Here is a 23865-nt window from a genome sequence, read left to right as displayed (position 1 = left end):
GTCGGTCGCAGCATTCCCGCGTGACCGCCGAAGGAGCCCGACCCGTGCGACCACCGTTCTTGCCCGTGCCCGCCAGGCGACGAGACCGGTGGGCGGCGATCGCCGCCGCGTCGGCCGTGGTCGCGATTCTCGCCGTCGGCACCGGCGGCGCCGTGGCGTCCGCCGACGCGAACCCGACGACTACGGCGTCACCGAGCCCGGTCGCCTCGCCGTCCGTCTCGCCCTCGACACAACCGACTGTCGCACCCGGGCCTGAAGACGAGAGCCCACTCACGGGCAATCTGATGGGAACGGTGATCATCGCCGGCACCGGCACCGAACTCCCCGGCGCCGAGGTGACGATCATCCCCTCCGAACCGGGGATCAACCTCGTCGCCGTGACGAACGCACAGGGAATGTTCCGCTTCCCCCTGCTGTCGATCGATGCCTACGAGGTGCGGGTGACGTTGCGCGGATTCGAGCCGTTCGAGACGACGGTGCTCGTCCAGACGAACTCCACGACGAACATCCAGGTGCCCCTGACGCCGGCGACCGTCGAGCTCCGACTCGACCGTTCCACGGTGGCGCCGTCCGAATCCGTGCAGCTCACCGCGGCCGGATTCCCCGCCGGCGACACCGTGCGCATCGAGGTGCGGAACTCCTCCATCCCAGCACTGTCGGTGACGACGGATGACGCGGGCTCACTGTCGCAGCGACTGACGATCCCCGCCGGGACGAAGCCGGGCACCTACGAGATCGTCGTCACGGGCCAGAGCGGCCACACGGCGGTGGCTGAGTTCACAGTGCAGGCCCCGGCACCCCTTCCCGCCACCGGCTGAGCAAGACCTCGCGCCGCTTCCGGATGTCGCGGAGTTCTCCTCGAGCGTCGCGGGAATGATCCGCTGATCAGGCGATCATTGGCGCGGAGAGCCGTCGTCGAGCCGCGCAATCGACAGTAACCCTCCTTTCACCCGGGTGAAACCGCCTCGGTGTCTACTTCACAGTGGAAGGAGGCGCCATGATCGTCACCGTTGTCGCCGGAAACCCCAAGCCCGCGTCGCGCACCCTGGATGCCGCGCACATCGTCGCGCAGGCGCTCAGCGGCCGAGACGCCGACCACGCCGTCGACGTCGTCGAGCTGGGCCCCGGACTGCTGGGCTGGGGCGACCCCACCGTGGCCGATGCCGTCGCCACCGTCGCCGCGAGCGACCTGCTGGTCGTCGCCTCACCGACGTTCAAGGCGACCTACACCGGCATCCTCAAACTCTTCCTCGACCAGTTCGACACCGGCACCGGTCTTGCGGGGGTCACCGCCGTTCCCCTCATGCTCGGTGCCGGGCCGGCTCACGCGCTCGCACCCGATCTGCTCCTCAAGCCCGTGCTCGTCGAGCTCGGTGCCGTCTGCCCCGCGCAGGGTCTGTACCTCGGCGACAAGGTCTACGACCAGCCCGGTTCGACCGACCCCTGGGTCGCCCGCTGGGGCTCGGCCGTCCTCGCCTCGGCCACCCCGGACGGGAGCACCCCATGACCGCCATCCTGACGACGCCTGCTCCGAACGAAAGGACTCCGATGCTCAATCCCTACTCCTCCGAGTCGGCCGACCCGACGCTTCTCCGTCAGGCCTTCTCGGGGTTCCCGTGCGGCGTGGCGGCGCTGGCCGCTGTCGTCGACGACGAGCCCACGGTTCTCGTCGCCTCCTCGTTCTCGGTCGGCGTCTCGCAGGACCCGCCGCTGGTGATGTTCGCGGTGCAGAAATCCTCGACGACGTGGCCGGTCCTGGCGACGGCCGACACTCTCGGCATCTCGATCCTCGGCCAGGCGCACGCGCCGGTCACGAGGCAGCTCGCGTCGAAGGACAAGTCGCAGCGGTTCGTCGGCGTCGAGACGCACATCTCCGAGCGGGGTTCCATCTTCCTCGACCAGGCGCCGATCTGGCTCGACTGCTCCGTCGAGCACGTCTACCCCGCCGGCGACCACGACATCATCGTGCTGCGTGTCCTCGGCCTCATGAGCGACTTCTCCCACACCCCGCTGGTGTGGCATCGCTCGCAGTTCACTACCCTCGCGGCCTGAGACCGCGGCGATCGCGAAGCCGGGGAAGAGTTCGTAGCTCTTCCCCGGCTTTGCGTTACACCGGCGAAACGCCTGAGCGCCCCGCCGAAACGCTCTCTCGCTACCGTCGAAGGACCCACCCGAGGAGAGGTCGATGCCCGAGACGATCGCTCATCCCCGCGCACACGGCGGCTCGGCCCGCGGCGCACAGATCTCCGCGCGCCGCGTGCGCGACCTCCTTCTCGCCGCGATCCGCGCCGGAAGGATCACCCCCGGCTCCTCGCTCAACGAAGAGCACCTCATGCAGACCTACTCGGCCAGTCGCGGAGCCGTGCGCAGCGCCCTGTCACAGCTGACGAGCATCGGCATCCTCGAACGGCGCACCCGCGTCGGCACGCGCCTCGTCAACGCCGGCGTGCGCATCGGCGTCACCGACTTCGCCTTCGGCGAGCGCGGTGGGGTCGCCATCGACGTGCTCGAGCAGCGCCTCGTCCCCTCCACACCGCTCCTTCGCGAGCGCCTTCAGCTCGACGATGAGGTGGTCCGGATGGTCGAGAACGCCTTCACCCTGAAGGGCGAGACGATCGGCATCCGAACGGCCTACTTCTCGCAGGCGGTCACGAGCGATCCGACCGCGATCCGCCAACCGGCGACGATGTCCACCGTCATGCGCGACTTCTTCGGCAAAGAGCCGGGGCTCGTGTACGCGTGGATCGGAGCGGAGATCTCGGATGCCAGGACGAGCCGTATCCTCGGCATCGCCGAGGGCGCACCCCTCCTTCGCCGGGAGCTGGTGTACCTCGATGTCGACGATGACCCGATCCAGGTCGTGTTCGACGCGTTCCGCGCCGACCGCGTGAGCTTCGACCGCGGTCCGATCTCCTTCTCCTGAGCCCAGTCGAGACGAGAAGACGCCCGCCGACCCCGAACGGTCGGCGGGCGTCATCCGTTCCGGTCAGAACTCCCGCAGGTGATCGCGCAGCGTCGACCCTGCGTACCCGTCGCGGATGAGACCACGACGGCGCAGCACGGGGGCGAGCCCATCGGCCATGAGCGCGAAGTTCATCCGCGTGGTGGGCATGTAGATGAGGAAGCCGTCGCCGCCGATCTCATCCATGAGCTCCTCCATCTTGCTCGCGACCGTCTCGGGCGAGCCGATGAGACCCATGTCGCTGGTCTGGTGGGAAGTGGCCACGACCTCGCGGAGCGTCTTGCCCTCGGAGTTCTCGAACAGGTTCGCAATGGAGGTGTGCTCACCGTTCTGGCGCGACAGGTCGATCTCCGACACGGGGGTGTCGGGATCGATGCCGCCGAAGTCGATGCGCCCGCCGGAGGTATACGACATGTTCCAGAGGTTGTACTCCACGCCCTTGTCGGTGGCCTTCCACCGGTTGTAGGCGTCGAACTGATCCTGCGCCTCGGAGTCGGTGGCGGCGATCCACGGCGTGGCGAGGAAGAGGAACTTCACGTCGTCGGGGTTGCGTCCGTACGACGCGACCCGCTCCCGCATGTCGTCGCGGTAGGCGCGACCCGCGGCACCGCTCTTGACCATCGAGATCATCGTGTCGTCGTACCGGGCGGCGAGCTCGCGTCCCGCGGGCGAGCTCCCCGCCGAGCAGATGGGGGGCGTACGCTGCGGGCCCGGGATGGTGTTGAGCGGCCCCCGCGAGGAGAAGAACCGCCCCTTGTGATCGATCGGGCGCACCTTCGTGTAGTCGGCGTAGACGCCCGCCACCGGGTCGGCGACGACCGCCCCCTCCTCCCAGCTCTGCTGCAGCGCGAGCACCACGTCGACCCACTCCATCGCCATCGCGTAGCGCTCGTCGTGGTCGAGGTGCTGGTCGTAGCCGAAGTTCTGGGCGACCCGGTCGGTGACGCTGGTGACGACGTTCATTCCGACCCGGCCCTCGGTGAGGTGATCGAGCGTCGTGAAGAGCCGCGCGGCGAGGTACGGCGGGTACTGGATGGTCGACACGGTCGGGATGATGCCGATGTGCTTGGTCGCCCGGGTGAGAAGCGGCACGAGCGGCATCGGGTCGTTCTTCGGCGCCATGAAGCCGCGTCGGAGGCTCGTGTCGGCGGTGCCGTTGTAGCTGTCTTCGACCATCGCGGTGTCTTCGAACAGGATGTAGTCGAAGCCGGCGCGTTCGAGGCTCGTCGCCATGTCGAGGTAGATCTGCGGATCCATCCAGTCGTTGACGTTGTTGCCGACCCACGGGCCGTCGCCGTTGGTGGTGCTCCAGGGGTGAATGCCGAAGCCGTCGCCGAGGAACCATGCGAGGTGGAACATCTCTCTCCTATTCAGTGGTGCGGGCGTCAGGCGCCGGAGCGCGCCGACTCCATTTCTCGGTACGCGCCGACGAGGGCGCGGGTGTAGGGATCAGTCGGGCGGCCGAGCACCTGAGTGGTGCGGCCGGCTTCGGCGATGGCGCCGCGGTACATGACGATGAGCTCGTCGGTGATGAAGGCCGTCGCGGGCAGACCGTGCGAGACGAAGAGGAGCGCCGCGTCGTGGTCGGTGCTGTAGCGCTTCAAGAGGTTCAGCACCGCACCCTGCACCGAGACATCGAGCGCGCTGACCGCCTCGTCGCAGACGAGGTATCGCGGCCGCACCAGGAGCGCTCGCGCGATCGCCATGCGCTGGCGCTGACCGCCCGACAGCTGAGCCGGGCGACGCTCGAGCAGTGACCCATCGATCGACAGCTCCTCGGCGATCTCCTCGATGGCGCTGTCGCATTCCGCGCGCGTCCATCCACCCAGGCGCTGACCGGGCACGCGCAGCGACTGCCGGACGGTGTACCGGGGATCGAAGGCCGAGGTGGTGTCCTGGGCGATCAGCTGCACGCGCCGCCGGTACTCCCGGCGACCCCGAGCGGTCGACAGCGCCGAGCGGAGATCCTGACCGTCGACGTGAACGGTCCCCCGCGTCGGGCGGTCGAGACCGGCGATGATGCGCGCGACCGTCGACTTTCCCGACCCGCTCTCCCCCACGATGCCGACACGGCGGCCGGGAGCCACGGCGAAGGTGACCGAGCGCACCGCCTGCACGCGGTGGAAGTCGCGTCCGAGATCGGTGACCCGGATGCCGGTGTCATCGACGCTCACCACGCTCATGCCGCGACCGTCCGCTTGCTCGGCGCGATCGACTGCAGGGTGGGAAGCTCCGCGAGCGTTGCGGTCTCGAGCGTCGGCACGCAGGCGAGGAGTCCTCGGGTGTAGGCGTTCCGGGCGTGGTCGAGTCGATCGGACGCGATGGTCTCCACCACCCGCCCCTGATGCATCACCACGGTGGTGTCGGTGAACCGGCGGCACAGCTCGATGTCGTGCGTGATCATGAGCAGCGCCGTCCCCTCCCGGTCGGCGAGGTCGACCATGAGCTGCATGGTCGACACCGCGAGGGTGGCATCCAGCGCGCTCGTCGGCTCGTCGGCGATGAGAAGGGCCGGATGCGACGCCATCGCGATCGCGATCATGACGCGCTGTCGCATCCCTCCCGAGAGCTCCGTCGGACGAGCCCGCATCACGCGGCCCGGATCGCTGATGCCGACGGCGGCGAGCCGCTCCACCGCCGCTGCGCGCGCAGCGCGTGCGGTCATCCGCTCCGCCCCCCGCAGCACGGCGACCAGCTGGCTCCCGATCGTCCACACCGGGTCGAGGGAGTGCATCGCGTCTTGGAACACCATCGACATCCCCGGAGTCCGGACCGGGATGCGAGGCTGCCGCCGGGGGTCGATCGACCGGTTCAGCGGGGTGTAGCGGAAGTCGAGCCGGTCGGCGCGGACCGAGCCGACCAGGGGGTCGAGGAACCCCGCGACGGCGTTCGCCAGACTCGTCTTCCCTGATCCCGACTCCCCGACGATCGCCATCTTCTCGCCCTCGCGGAGGGTGAGGTAGGCGCCGGTCACGGCGGGGGCGTCGCCGTAGTGGATGCTGAGGTTCTGGATGTCGAGGACGATGTTGCGCGTGTCGGAGGTCATTCGGTCTCCCGGGTCAGCTGCGAGTAGTCGATGACGTTGTCGGTGCGGAAGACGTAGCCGCCGACGTCGTTCGCGAAGGCGTTGAGCGGCTGGACGTATCCGACGTAGATGGTGGGAAGGTCGGTCTGCAGGATCCGCTGGGCTTCGTTCCACCAGGCGCCGGCCTCCGGGGTGAGCGGGTCGCCGACGGCGTTGCCCTCGGCGAGCGCCGCGCTGAACTCGGGCGTTTCGTAGTTCGGCCAGTTCAGGGGCGAGCCCGGGGTGTAGAACAGCGCCAGCACATAGGGCGGCGACTGCACGATCGCGTAGTCGCGGCCCATCGAGGCCTGGAAGGTTTTGGCGGCCAGGCCCTCCTGGAACACGGCCGAGTTGACCGAGTCGACGGTGACGTCGAAGCCAGCATCGGCGGCGGCGGACTGGATCAGCACCGCGGTCTCTTCGAGGTCGGGGACGGCGGAGTTGACGGTCAGGGTGAACTCGACCGGTTCGGTGTAGCCGGCTGCTTCGAGGATCTCCTGCGCCCCGGCGGGGTCGTGCTCAGGGGCAGCGAGTCCCTCGCCGTCGTAGCCCGGCGCATCCTCCGAGAGGATCGAGTCGACCGGGTCGAGCCGTCCGCGGTAGACGTCGTCGATGATGTCGTCGTAGGGGATCGCCATCGAGAACGCCCGTCGCACCTCGGGGTCGTCGAACGGCTCAGCCGTCGTCAGCAGCGGGATGTATACGTAGGCGTTGGTCGGCACCGTGAAGATCTGCGCGGCCCCACCCTCGGCGAGGTCGGCCTGATCGGCGGGGCGCAGCTGGGTGGCGATCTGCGCATCGCCGCTGCGGACGAGGTTCGCCCGCTGACCGGCGTCGGGCACGACGCGCTGCACGATCGTCGTGATCTCGGGCTCGCCGAGTACGTAGCCGGGGTTCGCGGTGTAGACCATCTGCTCGCCGGGGGTGTAGTCGGTCAGCTCGTACGCGCCGAACCCGTAGGAGGCATTGGTCTCCGACCATTCGACGGCGTAGGGGTCGTCGTCGGTGGCGTGCTCGAGGAGCACGGTGGAGTCGTAGATGTTGTACGGCTGGTTGGCGAGCATCGACAGCAGGGTGAACCCGTAGCCGGGGTCGCTGATCGTGATCGACACCGTCGACTCGTCGATCACGGTGACCTGCGCGTCGGGATCGGTCAGCGCCGGCGCCGAGACGAAGGGCACCACGCTCGTGGGCGTTTCGAACTTCCGCTTGATGGAGAAGAGCACATCGTCGGCGGTGATCGTGTTGCCGGCGACGCTTGTGGCGTCGGGGTCGAGGTGGAAGGTGTAGGTCAGCCGGTCTTCGCTCACCTCGTAGCTCTCGGCGAGGAGCGGTTCGAAGCCGAACAGATCCTGCGATGCCGACAGGTCGCCCTCCCCCTCGACGTAGGGGTTGCGGATGAGCGTGGCGCCGGTGTTGGCCCAGAATTCGCCCGCTTCATAACCGGTGGCGCTGGTCTCGTAGCTGAAGCTCGGCGGCTGGGCGGCGGTCACGATGACGAAGGCGGATGACTCCTCCGACGACGCGGCGGAAGAGCAGCCGGCGAGGACGAGCGCGCTGAGGGCGACGCCGACGACGGCGAGTCGGCGAGGGGTGCGGGTGTTCATGGGTGCGGATCTCCTTGGGCGGGGGCGGGGCGGAGGCGATGCGGAGGGATGGTGCGGAGACGTGCGCCGGCAGGTGCCGACGCTCAGGAACGGGAGCGGGTGATGCCCGCGATGAAGACCGAGGCTGCCCAGACGGAGACGCCGAGGGCGATGGCGGGGAAGAGGAAGGGCCACCAGCGACCGACCACGGCATCGGTGGCGCCGTTGGCGAGCATGCTCCCCCACTCGGGAGCGGGCACCGGCACACCGACGCCGAGGAAGCCGAGCGCCGCGCAGAAGATGATGCCCATCGCGAAGATCGCCGAGGTGTTCTCGATGGTCGAGCGGGAGGAGTTGGGCAGCACGTGGCGGACGACGATCTCGGCTTCGCTCTCGCCCGCGAGCCGGGCGGCATCGACGTAGGCATCCGACCGTGTCTTGAGCACCTCGGTGCGCATCAGCCGCGCCTGGAAGGGCACGAGCACCAGCGCGAGGGACAGCACGATGACCACGGGGTTGCGGCCGAAGAACGACACGAGAACCAGTCCGGCGATCATGATCGGAATCGCCTGGACGAGGTCGACGGCGCGTGTGAGGATGCGGGCGAGCAGGCCGATCGGGCCGCCGCGCGACTCGTACATCCCGGCGATGAGGCCGATGACCATTCCGAGCGCCGTGGCGATGACGGTGATGGCGAGTGCCATCGGGATGTTCAGGGCGAACGCCGCGACGACCCGTGAGAAGACGTCGAGGCCCATCGAGTCGGTGCCGAACCACGACTCCGCCGACGGCGGCTGCGAGCTCGTTCCCACCACCCGTGTGGGGTCGAAGGGTGCGAGCAGCGGTCCGATGAACGTCAGCAGCAGCACGACCCCCAGGGGGATGCAGTGCAGCACCAGCGAGGCGCGCGGTGAGAGGCGACGGACGCGCCGCCGCGGGATGACGGAATCGAGGTCGGCTCCGGCGATGGCGGCGGCCATCATGCCCCCTTTCCGGTCTCGACCCGACGTCGCGGATCGAGGGTCATGGTGAGGATGTCGACGATGAGGTAGATCGCCAGGCACATCGCGGCGACGACGAGAAGGAAGGAGCGGAGCGCGAAGACGTCGGAGGCGTTGACGGCGTCGACCGCGTACTGCCCGAGACCCCCGAGCGCGAAGAGCGATTCGAGCACGATCGCGCCGCCGAGCAGCAGACCGAACATCATCCCGAGCATCGCCACCACCGAGGGAAGTGCCCGACGGTAGACGCTGAGCAGGATGCTGCGCCGCGGCGCCCCCGAGGCGATGCGGAATCGCGTGGAGGGCTCGTCGATGGCGTGGTCGAGGTTGATGATGAGGGTCTTCATCAGCAGCGGCGCGTGGGCGACCATCATGACGATCACGGGGAGAGCAAGGCGCGAGGCGTACGAGGCGGCCGCCGCGGTGTCGCCGGTGATGAGCGCGTCGAGGATCGGGAACCCGGTGACCTGCGGTGGCGCCAGGAGCATCGGGTCGAGCCGGCCGGAGGGCGCGGGAGCCCACCCCAGCACGGCGAAGAAGAGGTAGATGAACGCGATCCCGATGACGTACTCGGGCAGCGCGCCGGCCGAGCGGGCGTAACTGAGCAGAATGCGCGAGACACGGTTGGCGCGGTGGGTGACCACGTAGTGCGACAGCAGGAGAGCGACGACCGACGCGGCGAGAAGGCCGGTGAACACCAGCTCGAGCGTGGCGGGGATCCGCGTGGCGAGGTCTTCGGCGATGGGCCGCCCCGTGGCGATCGAGGTGCCGAGGTCGAGGCGGGCGAGAGATCCGAGGTAGGTGAGGAGCTGTTCGCCCACCGACCCGTCGAGCCCGTACGAGGCGCGCGCTTCTTCGAGGTCGGCCCCGGTGAGGCGTCCGCCGGTCGCGGTGACGACCGGGTCGCCGGGGATCAGTTTGACCAGGAAGAACGAGACGAAGACGAAGACCAGCAGGTTCACCGCGGCGAGCAGGATGGTGCGCAGCAGCCACCAGTGGCGGCGGATGCCGGCACTGAATCCGCCGGATGCCGGCGCCTCGGCGGCGTCGGTGGCTGTCGACGGCGCAGTGGTTTCGACGACGCTCATGCATCACCTCCCGTGTCGGGCCGCAGGGCCCGACGTCGGGACGGTCTCAGGACCGATGGGGCACCTGCGAGTGATGCCACGATCGCAACACCGTGTTTCGCCGGCCCTCGCGGGAGGCAACGGTTTGATTGCGCGACCCCTCGCGCCAGAGGGGTCCGACTTTCACCTGGTCAGAGGTGGTTAGCTCTGGATTGCGCCGTTCGCGCCGCGCCCCGGAACCCCGAAGGTTCGCCCCACAATCACCCTCATTTCACCCCGAACCCATCCATTCAGGCGCACATAAAGTAGCGTCAGCGGTGAGAGTCCAGCGGAGACGCCGGCCTCTCACTCCGATCCGTAGGTCACCCGAACGCCTGCGGCCGGAAACCTCGTGCGGTCCCGCGAGGTCGCGTCGCACCCCAGATGCGGCGCGCTTTCGCCGATCCCTCGAATCGCAGGTGCCGTGACCCGTCCCACAGCGGATCACGGCACCTGTTCTTACGATCATCGACGGAACAGGCTCGCTTCGGTGCGCGCCACGCCCGAGCCCACGGGCGTTTCGTCTCGTCGCTGCGCTCCTCGCTCAACGACCGGTGGGCGCCCGTTCCGGTCGTTGAGCGAGCGCAGCGAGACGAAACGACCGGTGGGCGCCCGTTCCGGTCGTTGAGCGAGCGCAGCGAGACGAAACGCCCATCGCCTCGCTATGACGAACGTCACCGCCGTCGCCCCCGCGCACACCCGTCGATCCGTGGGACGATTATGTGGATGTCGCTGCCAAGATCATCCTTTACGGTGGTCACATTACCCGTATGACGGTATTGTGATGAACGCAACCACCTCTAAGACAGGACACCCATGTCGCAGCGTCCTTCAGCTCTTCGCACGCGTCGGATGGCCACGCTCGGCGAGAACCTGCGCTCCTGGCGGAAGGTCCAGCGACTCACGGCCGCAATGGTTGCAGAGCGGGCGGGAATCAACCGGACGACGCTCAGGGCGATCGAAGAGGGGTCTGGGTCGGTGAAGCTCGAGAACCTCTTCGCCGTCCTCGAGGTGCTCGGGATCGACGACGCCGTCATCGCGGCCACCGATCCCGTGAACGACGACCGTGGCAGACTCCTTCTGGTTCAGGGGCTCCCCCAACGGGTTCGGCCCTGACTCACCGCGCGAAGATCGGCCGCATCTCCTCCCACGCCTCGGCGCGCACGTATACCGGCACCTCGTCGAGCTCGACGCCGCGTCGCAGAACGCCCCCGCCCGATACTTGCTCCCCGCGGAACGCGTCGACCCACTCCCCCGGCGGCAGCGCCACCTCGTGCTCAGGCTCGCCCTCGGTCACCACCGGCGACACGAACACGTCGGGCCCGAGGAACCACTGGAACGGATGCGACCACGCGCCCTCGAACGACGGGTGATCGAAGTACACCGGGCGCATCAGCGGCACGGACGTGCGCACCGTCTCACGCGCGGACGCGGCGAGGTAGGGCACCAGGCGCTCCCGCAGCTGCGCGAACGATCGGAAAACCGGCAGCACCCGGGCGTCGCCGGTCTCGTCGGCGACGTTCCACGGCGTCCGATCGCGAAGCGGCGTCCGGTGGTGGTTGAACTCGGAGTGGTACTGCATGATCGGCACGAACGTCGACGCGGCCGTCGCGCGCAGGTACAGCTCCGCGCTCGGCAGCGGGCCTGAGAACCCGGCGATGTCCCATCCCCAGTAAAGGATGCCGCTCGCGGCGGCCGACAGCCCGGCGAACATCGACCAGCGGAACGCCTCCCACGTCGAGTTCTCATCGCCTGCCCAGACGGCGCCGTGCGCGCCAGCGCCGGTGAACCCGGCCCGGCTGAAAGTCACCGGCGCCTTGCCCGCGGAGCGGAGCAGGTCACCGTACGCCTTGGCGTAGGCGACGGCGAAGGTGTTGTTCGCCTCGTCGCCGCGCCGGCCGTCGAGGTAGACCAGCTCACTCCCCCACGCGTGCTCGCCGCCGTCGGTCTTGAACCCGTCGACGCCGACCTCCTCCACGAGGTACCGGCGCTTCTCTGTCCACCACCGTGCCGCCCGCTCGTCGGTGAGGTCGGGCATGGTCGACAGCGGGAACCACCAGCCGCGGTTGCGGTACGGCCGCAGTCCCCCGCGCCCATCCGGTTCGCGGATCAGCACGTTCTCGCGCACCGCCGCCTCACGGTCGGCCTTGGCCTGCCCCGTCGGATGCGGCCGCGCCTTCAGGAGCGGGATCTGCCACAGCAGCACGCGGATGTCGCGCTCATGCAGGTCATCCACCATCCCCTTCGGGTCGGGCCATGCGCCGTCGGCCGGGAAGGTGAAGTCCGCCAGTCGATGCGGCGCACCGTCCTCGCTCACCGCGTACTGCGCATCGCGGAACGCCGTGAACGTGCTCTCATCGCTCCACGCCTCGATGACGATCGACCCGACGGGTACGTCGTGCTCGCGGTGCAGGTCCATCTGGCGGAGCACCTCGGCCTGCGTATTCCACTCGTTGCCGCTGGCCCACAGCCGGAACACCCAGTCGGGCAGCTCCTCGGGGCGCCCGGTCTCACTGCCGAACGCGTCGAGCACCTCGCGCGGCGACCCGTCGTAGAAGGCCACCTCGACCCCCGGCGCATCCGCTCCGACCTCGGCTTCCACCAGGATCCGGTCAGCGACAGAGCTGCCGATGTCGAACCACGTGCGCCGGGTCGTCCGAACGTGGAAGCCCCAGCCGTCACCGCCGATCACGTGCGCGAACGGCATGGGCAGGTACGTTTTCCGCGCCGCACCCTGGCTCTTGTACTGCTCGAACACGACGCAGTCGAGCACGCCGCCGCGCTGGTCGAGGGTGTCGAAGCGCTCCCCGAAGCCGGTGACGTGCTCGCCCTCCGCGAGCGGCAGCGCGAACCGCACGCGCGACGTCGCCTGCCCGTCGGTCAGCACCGAGACACTGCCCGGGATGACGCGGCGCGCCCCCACCGCGGTGACGACCTCGTCGGGCGCAGGCTGCCAGTCGGCCACCCCCGTCGAGAACGTGCGGGTGCGCTGCACCCTCCCGTCACCCGCGACACCGATGAAGAGGTACGTCAGCGTGCTCCCGGCCGCCGGCGCGGTCGTCGCGAGCACCCATCCGCCGCCGCTTCCCGCCAACCGCTCCTGCGCCGCGGCGAGGTGGCCGTCGGGCTCGGCCGCGCCCTCGCTCCGGGTCGGCTCGACCCGAGTGAGCGGCTCGCTCCGCGTCGTCACCGCCCCGTCGGGCGCCGTGACCGTGATCTCGGCGACCACGTCGCCGACATCGGCCGACGCCCGCACGCCCAGGCGCAGCGGCTCGCCGCCGACGGGGTGGACGGGCCAGCGCTGATCGGTCGTCACGAGATAGGGATGACCCGATCCGGCCGGTCGGTGCGTGATCATGCGGAGTGCTCCTCAGGGGCGCTCGGGCGGCCGAGGTCGACCACGAGTCGGATGTACATGGCGTGGCTCCACAGCAGCGGGCGCGCCGAGGGTCCCCAGCGCGTCACCCACTCCTCGAGCCGGTCGGGGGCGAGCAGGTGGCCTTCGACCTGCTCGGGCATCGCGCCGTCGGCGTCGACGGTCGCTCCGGCCCAGTCGAGCAGCTGCTCCGCGCGGTCACGGTCGCCCGCGCGCAGGTGCGCGAGCCCGAGGAAGCACGACAGCAGGGGCCACTGCCCACCGCCGAAGTAGGTGTCGTCGACGAAGCGGTGCACCCCACCGTCCACGGCGAGGTCGGTTTCGATCGCCGAGATGGTCGCGAGCGCCAGAGCGGATGCCGCGGGCACGACGTCCATCACCCCGACGACCGCCGCGAGGCTCGCGTCGACCGCGGTCGAGCCGACCCACTTGACCAGGTGCGGCGCTCGGCCGTCGCCCGCGGTGCTCACACCGCGCTCGGCGATCGCCGCGTCGATCTCCTCGGCGAGCGCCTCGGCGATCCGCCGATGCTCGGCCCCGAGGGCCGGAAGCGTCGCGGCTGCCCGGGCGCCGGCCACGAGGCATCCGAGAGTGGAGATGTGCACATGCTCGGAGTGCTCTTCCCACCAGTCGAAGCAGGGGCGCTGCCACGACACGGTGAGGTAGTCGAGGGTGAGGCCGATGGCCTCGGCCCAGCGGGCGTCATCCGCGCCGTGGCGGACCACGTGCGCGCCGACCGCCCAGATCCACGTGCCGTACCCGTCGAGCTGGAAGTCCCACCAGTCGTCGTCGCCGTCGCGGCCGTCGAAGGTGAAGCGGGTGGGCAGCATCTCGCTGTCGGGGAGCGGACTATCGGCGCGAGCCGCCGCGACGATCCGCCCGATCTGCTCGGCCCGCGAGGCGATGACCTGCGCGCACCAGTCGAAGAACCGCTCCGCCGACTCGACCCGGCCGGCGCTCGACATCGCGTCGGCGATGAACGCCCCGTCGCGGAACCAGCTGTATCCGGCGTACGCCGAGAACGTCGGGCTCGCCGGGTACGCGCCGGTGACGTCTTGCAGGCGTTCGATCAGCTCGATGCTGCCGGCGACGAGCGCCTGGCGGTCGATCTGCGCTGTGTGTGAGAAGGCGCCGGGAGGTGGAACGGTCATGGTGAGTCCTGAGAGGTCGAGGCGAAGACGGGCACAGGGTGACCCGGCGGCGAGGAGTGAAGACCCCGCCGCCGGGTCATCCGGGGTCAGCCGCCGAGAAGGGCGTTGATGCGGTCCTCGGCCGAGGCGAGCGCGTCTTCGACGCTCTTCCGTCCGGCCTGGGCCTCGACGAGCTCCTCGCTCATGATGTCCTGCATCTCCTGCTGGCCCTCGCCGACCACCGGCTGCAGCGCGACTTCGTCGAGCGAGTCGAACACCGCCTGTCGGTTCTCGGGGTCGCCGCGGGTGAGGTAGCTCTCGAGCTCGGCCTCATCCGAGATCGCGGGCAGCTCCCACCCGGCGTCGAGGCGGATCTGCACCATGACGTCGCTGGAGGTGAGGAACTCCGCGAAGGCCTGAGCTGCCTCCTGGTTCTCCGAGGCGGCCGACACGGCGACACCGTTGGAGAACAGCGCGCTCGCCTGCTGGGTGTTGCCCGGCTCGACGGCGATGTCCCACCCGAAAGGCACCTCGGCGAACGCACCGAACATCCAGATGCCGGTGTGCAGCATCGCGAGGTTGCCGCTGGTGAACAGCTCGGTGTCGAAGTCTGGCGTTCCCTGACCCTGCTCGATCGTCGGCATCACGGTGCCGCTCTTCTCGACGAGCCACTCGGCGGCTTCGATGCCCTCGGGGGTGTTGAAGGCGACCGCGGTGCCGTCCTCGTTGAGGAACTCCCCGCCGTTCTGGGCGAGCACCTTGTAGAACTCGAAGAAGCTCACCGGCTGGTGGTCGCCCCACACCCCGGCATCCTGATCGGTGAGGGCTTCGGCGGCGGCGAGCTCTTCCGACCAGGTCCAGCCGGCGGAGGGGTAGTCCAGCCCCGCGGCGTCGAAGAGGTCCTTGTTGTAGAAGAGGACGACGGTCGAGAACGAGCTCGGCAGCGCGTACTGCGCACCGTCAGCCTGGTAGGCCTCGAGCACGCTCTGGCGGTAGACCGACGGGTCTTCGACGTCGAGCTCGGCCAGCACGCCATTGGCCTGGTATTCGGCGAACCCGCCGTACTCGATGTCGAACACGTCCGAGACGGTGCCGGCAGCGACATCCGTCTGCAGAGCCGTGGCGTAGTCGGCGTACGGAAGCGTGGTGACATCGACAGTGATGCCGGGGTTCTCCTCTTGGAAGGCGTCGACGATGGTCTGGAGGTTCTCCTCGTTGCCGCCGTTCGAGATGAAGTTGGTGTAGCTGATGGTGACGTTCTCGCTGCCGCCATCGCTGCCGCCCGTGCTGCCGGCGGCGCAGCCGGTGAGCACGAGTCCTGCGGCGACGATGCCGACACCGGCTTTTGCGGTGACTCTCATGGTGGGTATCTCCTTTGATGCGGTGGGACGGGTCCCTGTTGGTGAAGAACGGGGGGTGGAAAGGGGTGCAACGCAGTCGGGGCTACTTCAGCCCCGTGTTCGCGACCCCCTGGATGATGTACTTCTGGGCGAAGAGGTAGAGCGCGAGCATCGGCAGGATGCTGATGACCGAGCCCGCCATGACGATGTCCCACTGCGTCGTGTACTGCCCCTGGAGCCCCGCGAGCGCGACCGGAAGGGTCTGCACCTCGGGCGAGCGCAGCACCACGAGCGGCCAGAGGAAGCTGTTCCAGCTGCCCATGAACGCGAAGACCGCGAGGGTGGCGAGGGCCGGACGGATGTTGGGGAGGATGACGCCCCAGAAGATGCGGAAGTGTCCGGCACCGTCGAGCGAGGCGGCCTCGTCGAGCTGGATCGGCACCTGATTCATGGCCTGACGGAGGAGGAAGACGCCGAACGCGGCGGCGAGGGTCGGGAGCACCGCGCCGAAGTAGGTGTCGACCAGTCCCCAGGTGCGCAGTTGCGCGAACAGCGGTACGACCAGCACCTGCAGCGGGATCATCATGGTCGCGAGATAGATCCCGAACACCACTCCCCGCCCGGGGAAGGGCAGCCTGCTGAAGACGTAGGCCGCGGTGGCGCTGGTGAACAGCTGCGCGAGCGTGGTGATGACGGCGAGCAGCAGGCTGTTGCCGACGACGCGGGCGAACGGCACGTCGGTGAAGAGCCGCAGGTAGGCATCGATGCTCGGGTTCGCAGGGAAGAAGGAGGGCGTGCCGCTCAGGCCCGTGCCCGGGGACAGCGAGGTGATGAGTGTCCAGTAGAAGGGGAAGAACATTGCCAGCGCCCCGAGGGCGATCACCACGTGGAGGATGATCGAGCGCGCGCTCCAGCGGGTGCGCGAACCCGTGCGCGGGCGCCGTCGAGTGAGGGTCGTCTCAGCCATAGTTCACCCACCGGCGCTGTCCGCGGATCTGGATGACGGTGACGGCGAGGATGACGATGAACAGCATCCACGACAGAGCGGATGCTTCGCCCGCACGTCCGTACCGGAAGGTGAGGTCGTAGATCTGCTGCACCACCACCTGGGTCGCCCCGCCTGGTCCGCCGCCGGTCATCGCGTACACCTGGTCGAAGACCTGGAAGCCGTTGATGAGCGAGATGACGAGTACGAAGAAGGTCGCCGGAGAAAGAAGAGGAAGGGTGACCGAGAAGAAGCGGCGCCAGGGTCCAGCACCGTCGACGCGGGCGGCGTCGAGCAGCTCGGGGTCGATCGCCTGGAGCCCCGCGAGCAGGATCACCATGACGAAACCGATGTCCTTCCACGCCGACGCGAGAATGATCGACGGCATCGCCCATGCCGGGTCGGTCCACCATCCGGGACCGTCGACACCGAAGAAGCCGAGCACGGTGTTGACCACGCCGTTGGAGGGGTTGAGCAGCCACCGCCAGACGAGGGCGACGACGATCCAGCTGGTGATGACGGGGAGGAAGTAGATGCCCCGGAAGAGGGTGCGACCGCGGAGCGCGGTGTTCAGCGCGAGGGCGATGAGGAGGCCTCCCACGTACACCAGCGGCAGGTAGCCGAGGATGTAGTACAGCGTGTGCCAGAAGATGGCGGCGGTCTCGGGGTTGGTGAGCAGCCGTACGTAGTTGTCGAAGCCGACCCACTCGGCGGGGCGGAGCAGGTTCCACTCGGTGAGGCTGATGCCGGCGGCTGAGACCATCGGCACGAGCACGAAAAGGGTGAGCGGCACCGCGCTCGGCAAGAGGAACACCAGCACGGTGAGCGCGTAGCGCAGCCGCCGCGATCCGCGGCGGCGCGTGACGGCCGGGCCGAGCGCGGGGGGTCCGTCGACCGGCGGGGTGGCCGTGGCCTGGCTGAGGAGTCCGGTCATCACCGGCTCCCCTGGCCCACGAGGCGCGCGCGGATGAGCCGGCCCTGGTCGCCAACGTCGCTGCCGGTGTCGAACGGGGTGGCGAGCACGAGCGCGGCGGCACCCTGCGCCCAGCTGTCGTCGAGCCAGGTCTCGACATTCACCGGAATGGTGCGGCGGTGTCGCTGCAAGTGCGAGCGGAACGCGGGCTCGAACCCGGCCGACCAGTGCGCCCAGGCGACGGTTCCCTCGCCGAGCACCACGATCGCGGCGGGGTCGATGACGTGCACGATGCCCGCGAGGGTGCGCCCGAGGAGCCGCCCGGCGTCGCGGTAGAGCGCGATGGCCTCCTCGTCGCCGGCCTCGGCGTCGGCGAGCAGGTCGTCGATGCCGGCGCCCTGGTCGATCAGGCCGGCTTCGCGAGCGCGGCGCACGAGCGCGGCTTCGCCGATGACCGCCTCGAGGCAGCCGAGGTTGCCGCAGCTGCAGAGGGGTCCGTCGTCGGCGACGGGAATGTGTCCGATCTCGCCCGCACCGCCCGAGGCGGCGCGGAGCACCGTGCCCTCGACGACGATGCCCGCACCGATGCCGGCGCCGATCGTGACGACGAGGAAGTTCTCGTGCGAGCGGCCGATGCCGTAGAGGCGCTCGGCGACGGCGAGAGCGTTGACGTCGTTCTCGATGACGACGGGGAGTCCGATGGCTCCGCGGAGGGCTTCGCCGAGGTGGATGCTGTTCCACCCGAGAACACCGCACTCGACGACGCCGTTGCCCGGCTCGTCGACCGTGCCCGGAACCGCGACCCCGACGCCGAGGAGGGTCACCTCGTCACCGGCACCGATGAAGGCCTGAATGCGGTCGGCGAGGTCGAGCACGAAGGTGCTGGCGGTCGCGTCGAAGGGCACTTCTGCTGAGCGGATGACGCGCCCGGCGATCCCGACCTCGACGAGCGCGACGTGGGTGGCGCCGACCTTCACCCCGATCGCGTGGCCCGCCGAAGCGGCGAGGCCGAGCAGTCGCGCGGGGCGGCCGCCGCTGGAGGGCGCCTGCTCGAGCTCGGCGACAAGTCCTTCGCCGATGAGCTGCTTCACGAGCTGCGTGATGAGCGCTGGCGAGAGATTCAGCGTGCGGGCCAGGTCGGCGCGGGAGGCCGCGCCATGCGCCCCGAGCTGGGCGAGGATCGCCGACCGATTGACGTCGGTGCGGTGAAGGGACGATGTCATCGTTGACCTCAGATCTTTCTGAACGACTTCATTTAAAACTAAACAAAGTCAGAAAGCAAGAGGTTCTACTGTTCCGGTCGTTGGGCGAGCGCAGCGAGACGAAACGACAGGCGAAGCCTGAGGCTCAGCGCGCCCCGAGCTCCCCCAGGTGCTCGGCGAGCGAACGGATCGTGGAGTAGTCCCACATGATCTCGGGGTCCACCTCGATGTCGTACTCGTCCTCGATGTCGCCACAGAGCGTCAGGGCGTAGACCGAGTCGAGGCCGATGTCGGCGAAGTCGGTGTCGACCGAGAAGTCGCCGGGCAGCTTCTTGCCGTAGGTGACCACGCGCGAGGCCAGCCAGGCCTGCACGTCGGTTTCGGTCGCGATGGCGTCCATGTCGTCCTCCAGGGATCGGTGTCAGTCGGGGGCGCCGAGCGGCGCCCGGTCGAGGGTGAGGGTGAGGCCGGCGTCCACGCGGCCCACCGTGTCGGCGGCGATGACCTCCAGCGACTCGTCCGGCGCCGCCGCGCGGCGGCCGGTCGCGAACGACTCCAGAAGGGTCAGGGCAGCGACCCGCTCTGCCGCCGTGACGGCTCCGGCATCGTGACCCGACGCGACCAGCCGCGCCGTGCTCACGACGCCGAACTCCCGTCGCGTGGTCACACCGAAAGAGGAGTCGGATGCCGCGGCGAGCCCCGCCGCAACGCGCGGCCCGGCCACCGCCGAGATCTCCGCGACCACAGAAGCATCCATCGCGGGCACGCTCACCGGTGTGCGCCGCCGCGCCGCTCCGGCGCCGGTCGGGTCGAGCAGTTCGAGGCAGCCGACGTCGCGCACGAGGGTCTCGAAGTCGGCGTACGGATCGACCCGCGCGTAGAAGGTCGAGCCGAACAGCACCGACAGCGCGCGCATCGCGGCGTCGAGCTGCAGCGGCACGAGGTCGACCGCCGCAGCGAGACCGTCGTCGCCCGGGTCGGCGAGCGCCGCCTGGATCACCGTGTCGGCGACCGACAACCAGGTTCGGGCGCGCGCGACGAGACTGCGGGCGTGCGGGATGTCCCACACCGTCCCCCTGTAGAGGCGGCGCCCGCGCGCGTAGTCCACGGCCATCCGCAGAGCGGTGTCGACCGCGGCCAGCCACATCCCGGCGACGATCGACCGCGCGTGCGCGTCGGCGATCGGGTCGACGTTCCATTCGGCCCGCACCTGCGCGCCGCGCACCTGCGCCCGCCGCAGGGGAACGCCCTCGAGTCCGGTGGCATGGCGCGACGCCGTCGTCGTCACCGCGTCACCGTCGAGCAGCACGGCCGATTCGCGGCCGAGGTCGTCGCGCGTCCGCGCGAAGACGAGTCGGGCATCGACCGGGCCGGCCAGCACCGACAGCAGACCCGAGGCGCGTCGCCCGAACACCGCCGGCAGATGTCCGCGCACGGCGACGCCGCAGGTTTCCCCGCTCATCAGCGCTGCGCCCACCGTGGCTGCGTCGGGGCTCGTCCACGCCCCCGCCGCTCCGAGGAGGCGGAGCGCGACGGTCCGCGCGCCGCGGCTCGGGTCGTCCCGGAACACGGGCCGGAAGGTCTCGACGAGACCCGACCATGACTCCAGCGACCCACCCGCCGACACCGGCACGAGCTCACGGGCGTCGACCCGGTGCGCGTCCGTGCCCGGCACCGCGACATCGTCCACGGCAACCCCGACGCTCACCGCGCACCCCACCACGGTGAGAGCAGCGACAGCGGCACACCGGCGGCCGCGGCGTCGCGGGCTGCTTCGTCGAGCTGCCCGACGACACTCTCGCCGCCGCGCTCGAGTCCCAGTCGGCGCGCGACGCGCGCGAGCGCTCCGCGCAGCCAGGCGTCGTCGTCCCACGCCCGCCCGGTCAGCTCGTCGCGGTGGGCGAGGTAGACGGCGAGGGCCGAGGCGCCGGCGAAGGTCCAGGTCAGTTCCTCGGCGAGCGCGAACTGCGACGCCGGGGGAGCGGTGCCCGCTCGACGGCGGCGACGGCCTGACGCAGCTCGCGCCAGTGAGCGGCGAGTCGCGCCGCCGAGCGCACCGCGTCGGGGTGCGTGCGTCCGTCGTCCAGGCGGGCGACGAGGTCGGGCAGCGCCCGCAGCACCGAGGCGCCGCGGCGGGTGACCAGGCGCAACTGCGCCATGTCGAATGCCTCGGGCTCGGTGCGAAGAGCCGCCAGCACCGCATCGGCCGGCTGGTCGTCACCGCGGGCGATGTTGCCGAACTCGTTGATGACGACGTTGAGGTTCACCACCGAGTTGCCGTCGAAGATGCCGACCACACGGCTGTCGCGGGCGCCCTTCTCGAACATCGCCAGATCGCCGTCGGCGAGGTGGGCGGCGGGTCCGAGGGCCGCACCGGCGTCGGTGAACACCCCGTCGACGAGGTCGGGCACGAGCACCTTCACGAACGCGCTCACGAGCGCCATCTCGTCGGGCAGCGCGTGGAACACCGCCGTGCCGGTCATCGTCACCGCTTCGGCGAGCAAAATGTCAGCGGCGGATGCGGCGACGAAACCGTCGAGCCCGGGGTCACCCTCCGACAGGTCGGCGAGCATCGACAGCGCCCGGTCGCCCGCACCGAGCGAGAGCGCTGCGCACATCGTGCGCGTCAGCTGCAGGCTCTTCAGCACGAGCTCGAGTCCGCGGCCGGGTTCCCCGACGAGCGAGTCCGGCCCGAGCGAGGTGCCCGAGAACTCGATGCCGCTGATGTCCGCCCCGCGGATGCCGTGCAGCGGCCGGCGTGCGCGGTAGCTGATCGTCGCGGCATCCGCCTCGGTCTTGTCGACGAGCACGAGCGAGAGCGAGCGGGGTCCGGGGCGTTCATCGGTGCGGGCGAGCACGGTGATCGCGCGCCCGCGGGTGGCGTTGCCGATCGGCCACTTGTGGCCGTCGACGACGATGCGCTCCCCCGACAGGTCGGCCGTGGTCATCGAGGTGCCGATGTCGCTGCCCCGCCCCTGTTCGGTGAGCCCCCACGACACCGGGTCGCCGGCGCCGACGATCCGCGCCATCCGGTCGGCCGACGCGTCGGCGGCCGCCCACGCGCACACCGCTCCGAGCAGCGTCTTCCCGTGCCCGACGGCGGCGGTGAGGTCGCGGCGGGCGACGGTGCGCAGGAGAAGGACGGCGTCGAGGATGCCGGTGAGCCGCCCACCCCACTGCGCGGGGATGTAGTGGGAGTGAACGCCCCAGTCATTCAGGGCGGCGATCGTCCCCGCAGGAAGGACCGAGGCGGCATCCCACGCGAGGGTCTGCCGGTCCGACACCCGCGAGTCGGGCACCTCGGGCGCGCCGAGGTACTCGTCGAGCATCGCCGCCGCGCGGCCCACCGACGACCCGGGAGCCGTAGCGGTCGGCGCCGCAACGGCCGGCGCCGTCACGACACCCGCCCGCTCACGTCGCTGGGCGACGACACCTCGATGCCGTCGACGACCGCGAGGGTGAGGGCGCCGTCGATGAGTTCGGCGCGGGCGCGGCGACGCTGGATCTTGCCGCTGGTGGTGCGCGGCAGCATCCCTTTTCGAAGGAGTGCCACGCCGACGCTCGGCAGCCCGAACTCGGCCATCACCGCGCGACGCACCTCGTGCACGAGGGCGGGCAGGTCGGCGGCGGCGAGGGTCTTCGGGTCGACCTCGACGGCGAGACCGACCTCGGAGGGCTGGAACTCGTCGAGCGCGAACGCGGCGCTGATGCAGCCGGGATCGGTGCCAACGACGGCGGAGGCGACCGCCTCGACGTCCTGCGGGAAGACGTTGCGGCCGTGGGAGATGATGAGGTCTTTCAGGCGGCCCGCCACGACGACCTCGCCGTCGATCATCGCGCCGAGGTCTCCGGTGCGCAGGTACCGCGCGTCGGTGCCGGGCAAAGCGAATCCGAACGCCTCGGCGGTCTCTTCGGCCCTCCCCCAGTACCCCTGCGCCACGCTCGGGCCGCTCACCCAGATCTCGCCGATGCGTCCGTCGGGCAGCGGCTCCTGCGTCGCGGGGTCGACGACGGCGACGTGCGATCCGGGCACCGGCGGACCGCACAGCACGAGGTCGACCGAGCGGTCATCGGCGGCGGGCAGCAGGTCGCCGCGCTCGAGGGCGCCGAGGTCGGCGGTGATGGATGTCACGGGGCGGCCGGCTACGGCCGAGATGATGAGGGTGGTCTCGGCCATGCCGTAGGCGGGGATCATCGCCTCGGCGCGCAGGCCCGCGGGGGCGAAGCGCTCGACGAACTGCGCGACGGTCGAGGTCTTGATCGGCTCGGCGCCGGTGACGACGTGGGTGAGCGATGACAGGTCGAGCTCGGCGAGCTGCTCGTCGGTGACGACCTGGGCGCAGAGGCGATAGGCGAAGTCGGGGGCGACGGTGAAGGTGCCCTTGTGCGCGGTGATGAGGCGCAGCCACAGCAGCGGGCGGCGGAGGAACCGCGAGGGCGAGGTGAGCACCGAGTCGACGCCGGCGTAGATGGGCCGGAACAGCAGACCGATGAGACCCATGTCGTGGTAGTGCGGCAGCCATCCGACCCACACCGCGTCCTCGCCGTCCGAGACGGCGGCGCCGATGGCCTCCTCGTTCGCGACGAGGTTGCCGTGGCTGACGACGACACCCTTGGGCGTTCCGGTGGAGCCCGACGTGTACTGCAGCAGCGCGATCGAGTCGGGCGTGATCTCCGGCGCAGCCCACTCCTCGGCCAACGCAAGATCGGGTTCGGCGAGGATCTGCACGTCGACGTTCTCGAGCGCTGCCGAGGCGAAGAGCGGTGCCGACGAGGCATCCGTCAGCACCAGCCGGCTGCCGGCATCGGCGACGATCGCTTCGATGCGGTCGATCACGCTCTGCGGATTGCGTCCGACCGTGACGGGCACCGGCGCGATGATGAGGCCCGCGTAGAGGGCGGCGTAGACCGATTCGATGAAGCCGAGCCCGGGCTGGAACCCGAGCACTGCGACATCACCGGGGGCGGCGCCGTGAGCGCGCAACTCGACCGCTCGCGCTTTGGCGCGGGTGTCGAGGTCGCCGTACGACAGGAACGTCGAGGTCTTCTCGTCGCTGTAGAACCGGATGCCGCGGGTGTCGCCGCGTCGGGCGGCGCTGCGCCGCATCGCGTCGAGAAACGTCGCCGGCGGTGCGGCTGCGTGGGATTCGGGCATCCCCCATGCCGTGGAAACCACTTCTACCCCCTGTGTCGTGGATCC

General features: G+C 69.8%; 21 protein-coding genes. 5 read left to right on the top strand and 16 right to left on the bottom strand.

What is annotated here, in order from left to right:
• Window positions 1-20: 20 nt before the first annotated feature.
• The 4 genes from QSU92_RS12500 to QSU92_RS12485 all read left to right on the top strand — a co-directional run bounded on the left by QSU92_RS12500 (window position 21) and on the right by QSU92_RS12485 (window position 2923).
• The gene (locus QSU92_RS12500; RefSeq protein WP_289262350.1) at window positions 21-818 is read left to right on the top strand and encodes a carboxypeptidase regulatory-like domain-containing protein; all 798 of its coding nucleotides are present in this window, start codon (window positions 21-23) and stop codon (window positions 816-818) included.
• 179 nt (window positions 819-997) lie between these two features.
• Window positions 998-1507: an NADPH-dependent FMN reductase gene (locus QSU92_RS12495; RefSeq protein WP_289262348.1), complete on the top strand. Its 510-nt coding sequence runs from the start codon at window positions 998-1000 to the stop codon at window positions 1505-1507.
• Entirely contained in the window at window positions 1504-2052 is a 549-nt protein-coding gene (locus QSU92_RS12490) for a flavin reductase family protein (RefSeq protein WP_289262346.1), read from the top strand. Before QSU92_RS12495 ends, QSU92_RS12490 begins: the two co-directional genes overlap by 4 nt.
• A gap of 133 nt (window positions 2053-2185) precedes the next feature.
• Window positions 2186-2923, top strand: coding sequence for a GntR family transcriptional regulator (locus tag QSU92_RS12485; RefSeq protein WP_289262344.1), 738 nt, complete (start codon window positions 2186-2188; stop codon window positions 2921-2923).
• 63 nt (window positions 2924-2986) lie between these two features.
• Here the strand turns inward: QSU92_RS12485 and QSU92_RS12480 are convergent, their stop codons facing one another.
• The 6 genes from QSU92_RS12480 to QSU92_RS12455 form a co-directional block, all read right to left on the bottom strand.
• Complete coding sequence (locus tag QSU92_RS12480) at window positions 2987-4321, bottom strand: NtaA/DmoA family FMN-dependent monooxygenase (RefSeq protein WP_289262342.1); 1335 nt, start codon at window positions 4319-4321, stop codon at window positions 2987-2989.
• 26 nt (window positions 4322-4347) lie between these two features.
• Window positions 4348-5145, bottom strand: coding sequence for an ABC transporter ATP-binding protein (locus tag QSU92_RS12475; protein WP_289262340.1), 798 nt, complete (start codon window positions 5143-5145; stop codon window positions 4348-4350).
• A complete protein-coding gene (locus tag QSU92_RS12470; protein ID WP_289262338.1) occupies window positions 5142-6008 on the bottom strand; it encodes an ATP-binding cassette domain-containing protein in 867 nt (288 codons plus the stop codon). The genes QSU92_RS12475 and QSU92_RS12470 overlap by 4 nt, the downstream gene beginning before the upstream one ends.
• Window positions 6005-7633: an ABC transporter substrate-binding protein gene (locus QSU92_RS12465; RefSeq protein WP_289262336.1), complete on the bottom strand. Its 1629-nt coding sequence runs from the start codon at window positions 7631-7633 to the stop codon at window positions 6005-6007. The genes QSU92_RS12470 and QSU92_RS12465 overlap by 4 nt, the downstream gene beginning before the upstream one ends.
• An 83-nt stretch (window positions 7634-7716) precedes the next feature.
• Window positions 7717-8592: an ABC transporter permease gene (locus QSU92_RS12460; protein ID WP_289262334.1), complete on the bottom strand. Its 876-nt coding sequence runs from the start codon at window positions 8590-8592 to the stop codon at window positions 7717-7719.
• Window positions 8592-9701 (bottom strand): ABC transporter permease, encoded by a 1110-nt coding sequence (locus tag QSU92_RS12455; RefSeq protein WP_289262332.1) that lies wholly within the window; start codon window positions 9699-9701, stop codon window positions 8592-8594. Before QSU92_RS12455 ends, QSU92_RS12460 begins: the two co-directional genes overlap by 1 nt.
• Window positions 9702-10535: 834 nt before the next feature.
• On the opposite strand from QSU92_RS12455, the gene QSU92_RS12450 reads away from it, so the two are divergent.
• Window positions 10536-10835 carry a helix-turn-helix domain-containing protein gene (locus QSU92_RS12450; protein ID WP_289262330.1) on the top strand — a complete coding sequence of 100 codons (300 nt, stop codon included), beginning with the start codon at window positions 10536-10538 and terminating at the stop codon, window positions 10833-10835.
• 1 nt (window position 10836) lies between these two features.
• Here the strand turns inward: QSU92_RS12450 and QSU92_RS12445 are convergent, their stop codons facing one another.
• From QSU92_RS12445 to QSU92_RS12400, 10 genes are all read right to left on the bottom strand, one after another.
• Window positions 10837-13077 carry a glycoside hydrolase family 31 protein gene (locus tag QSU92_RS12445; RefSeq protein WP_289262328.1) on the bottom strand — a complete coding sequence of 747 codons (2241 nt, stop codon included), beginning with the start codon at window positions 13075-13077 and terminating at the stop codon, window positions 10837-10839.
• Window positions 13074-14246, bottom strand: coding sequence for a glycoside hydrolase family 15 protein (locus tag QSU92_RS12440; RefSeq protein WP_289262326.1), 1173 nt, complete (start codon window positions 14244-14246; stop codon window positions 13074-13076). Before QSU92_RS12440 ends, QSU92_RS12445 begins: the two co-directional genes overlap by 4 nt.
• An 86-nt stretch (window positions 14247-14332) precedes the next feature.
• Window positions 14333-15586, bottom strand: coding sequence for an ABC transporter substrate-binding protein (locus QSU92_RS12435; RefSeq protein ID WP_289262321.1), 1254 nt, complete (start codon window positions 15584-15586; stop codon window positions 14333-14335).
• Between the two features lie 82 nt (window positions 15587-15668).
• A complete protein-coding gene (locus QSU92_RS12430; protein ID WP_289262313.1) occupies window positions 15669-16532 on the bottom strand; it encodes a carbohydrate ABC transporter permease in 864 nt (287 codons plus the stop codon).
• The gene (locus QSU92_RS12425) at window positions 16525-17484 is read right to left on the bottom strand and encodes a carbohydrate ABC transporter permease (RefSeq protein ID WP_289262311.1); all 960 of its coding nucleotides are present in this window, start codon (window positions 17482-17484) and stop codon (window positions 16525-16527) included. Before QSU92_RS12425 ends, QSU92_RS12430 begins: the two co-directional genes overlap by 8 nt.
• Window positions 17484-18686, bottom strand: a complete 1203-nt coding sequence (locus tag QSU92_RS12420; RefSeq protein WP_289262309.1) for an ROK family transcriptional regulator — start codon at window positions 18684-18686, stop codon at window positions 17484-17486. Before QSU92_RS12420 ends, QSU92_RS12425 begins: the two co-directional genes overlap by 1 nt.
• A gap of 124 nt (window positions 18687-18810) precedes the next feature.
• Window positions 18811-19065, bottom strand: coding sequence for an acyl carrier protein (locus tag QSU92_RS12415; RefSeq protein ID WP_289262307.1), 255 nt, complete (start codon window positions 19063-19065; stop codon window positions 18811-18813).
• Window positions 19066-19086: 21 nt separating this feature from the next.
• The gene (locus QSU92_RS12410; protein ID WP_289262305.1) at window positions 19087-20373 is read right to left on the bottom strand and encodes a hypothetical protein; all 1287 of its coding nucleotides are present in this window, start codon (window positions 20371-20373) and stop codon (window positions 19087-19089) included.
• 235 nt (window positions 20374-20608) lie between these two features.
• Window positions 20609-22063, bottom strand: coding sequence for an acyl-CoA dehydrogenase family protein (locus QSU92_RS12405; RefSeq protein WP_289262303.1), 1455 nt, complete (start codon window positions 22061-22063; stop codon window positions 20609-20611).
• Window positions 22060-23841, bottom strand: a complete 1782-nt coding sequence (locus tag QSU92_RS12400) for a fatty acyl-AMP ligase (RefSeq protein WP_289262301.1) — start codon at window positions 23839-23841, stop codon at window positions 22060-22062. The genes QSU92_RS12405 and QSU92_RS12400 overlap by 4 nt, the downstream gene beginning before the upstream one ends.
• Between the last annotated feature and the right edge of the window lie 24 nt (window positions 23842-23865).

Origin of the sequence: Microbacterium sp. ET2, assembly GCF_030347395.1 — a bacterium.
Taxonomy (GTDB): Bacteria; Actinomycetota; Actinomycetes; order Actinomycetales; family Microbacteriaceae; genus Microbacterium; species Microbacterium albipurpureum.
Note: the sequence above shows the minus strand (reverse complement) of the source record. Positions and strands in the feature narration are given on the sequence as shown.

Coding starts and splice junctions, on each gene's coding strand:
- QSU92_RS12455 (WP_289262332.1), bottom strand. CDS start 9,701: ATGAGCGTCGTCGAAACCACTGCGCCGTCGACAGCCACCGACGCCGCC.
- QSU92_RS12450 (WP_289262330.1), top strand. CDS start 10,536: ATGTCGCAGCGTCCTTCAGCTCTTCGCACGCGTCGGATGGCCACGCTC.
- QSU92_RS12445 (WP_289262328.1), bottom strand. CDS start 13,077: ATGATCACGCACCGACCGGCCGGATCGGGTCATCCCTATCTCGTGACG.
- QSU92_RS12435 (WP_289262321.1), bottom strand. CDS start 15,586: ATGAGAGTCACCGCAAAAGCCGGTGTCGGCATCGTCGCCGCAGGACTC.
- QSU92_RS12460 (WP_289262334.1), bottom strand. CDS start 8,592: ATGGCCGCCGCCATCGCCGGAGCCGACCTCGATTCCGTCATCCCGCGG.
- QSU92_RS12475 (WP_289262340.1), bottom strand. CDS start 5,145: ATGAGCGTGGTGAGCGTCGATGACACCGGCATCCGGGTCACCGATCTC.
- QSU92_RS12465 (WP_289262336.1), bottom strand. CDS start 7,633: ATGAACACCCGCACCCCTCGCCGACTCGCCGTCGTCGGCGTCGCCCTC.
- QSU92_RS12425 (WP_289262311.1), bottom strand. CDS start 17,484: ATGACCGGACTCCTCAGCCAGGCCACGGCCACCCCGCCGGTCGACGGA.
- QSU92_RS12490 (WP_289262346.1), top strand. CDS start 1,504: ATGACCGCCATCCTGACGACGCCTGCTCCGAACGAAAGGACTCCGATG.
- QSU92_RS12440 (WP_289262326.1), bottom strand. CDS start 14,246: ATGACCGTTCCACCTCCCGGCGCCTTCTCACACACAGCGCAGATCGAC.
- QSU92_RS12485 (WP_289262344.1), top strand. CDS start 2,186: ATGCCCGAGACGATCGCTCATCCCCGCGCACACGGCGGCTCGGCCCGC.
- QSU92_RS12415 (WP_289262307.1), bottom strand. CDS start 19,065: ATGGACGCCATCGCGACCGAAACCGACGTGCAGGCCTGGCTGGCCTCG.
- QSU92_RS12480 (WP_289262342.1), bottom strand. CDS start 4,321: ATGTTCCACCTCGCATGGTTCCTCGGCGACGGCTTCGGCATTCACCCC.
- QSU92_RS12420 (WP_289262309.1), bottom strand. CDS start 18,686: ATGACATCGTCCCTTCACCGCACCGACGTCAATCGGTCGGCGATCCTC.
- QSU92_RS12495 (WP_289262348.1), top strand. CDS start 998: ATGATCGTCACCGTTGTCGCCGGAAACCCCAAGCCCGCGTCGCGCACC.
- QSU92_RS12430 (WP_289262313.1), bottom strand. CDS start 16,532: ATGGCTGAGACGACCCTCACTCGACGGCGCCCGCGCACGGGTTCGCGC.
- QSU92_RS12470 (WP_289262338.1), bottom strand. CDS start 6,008: ATGACCTCCGACACGCGCAACATCGTCCTCGACATCCAGAACCTCAGC.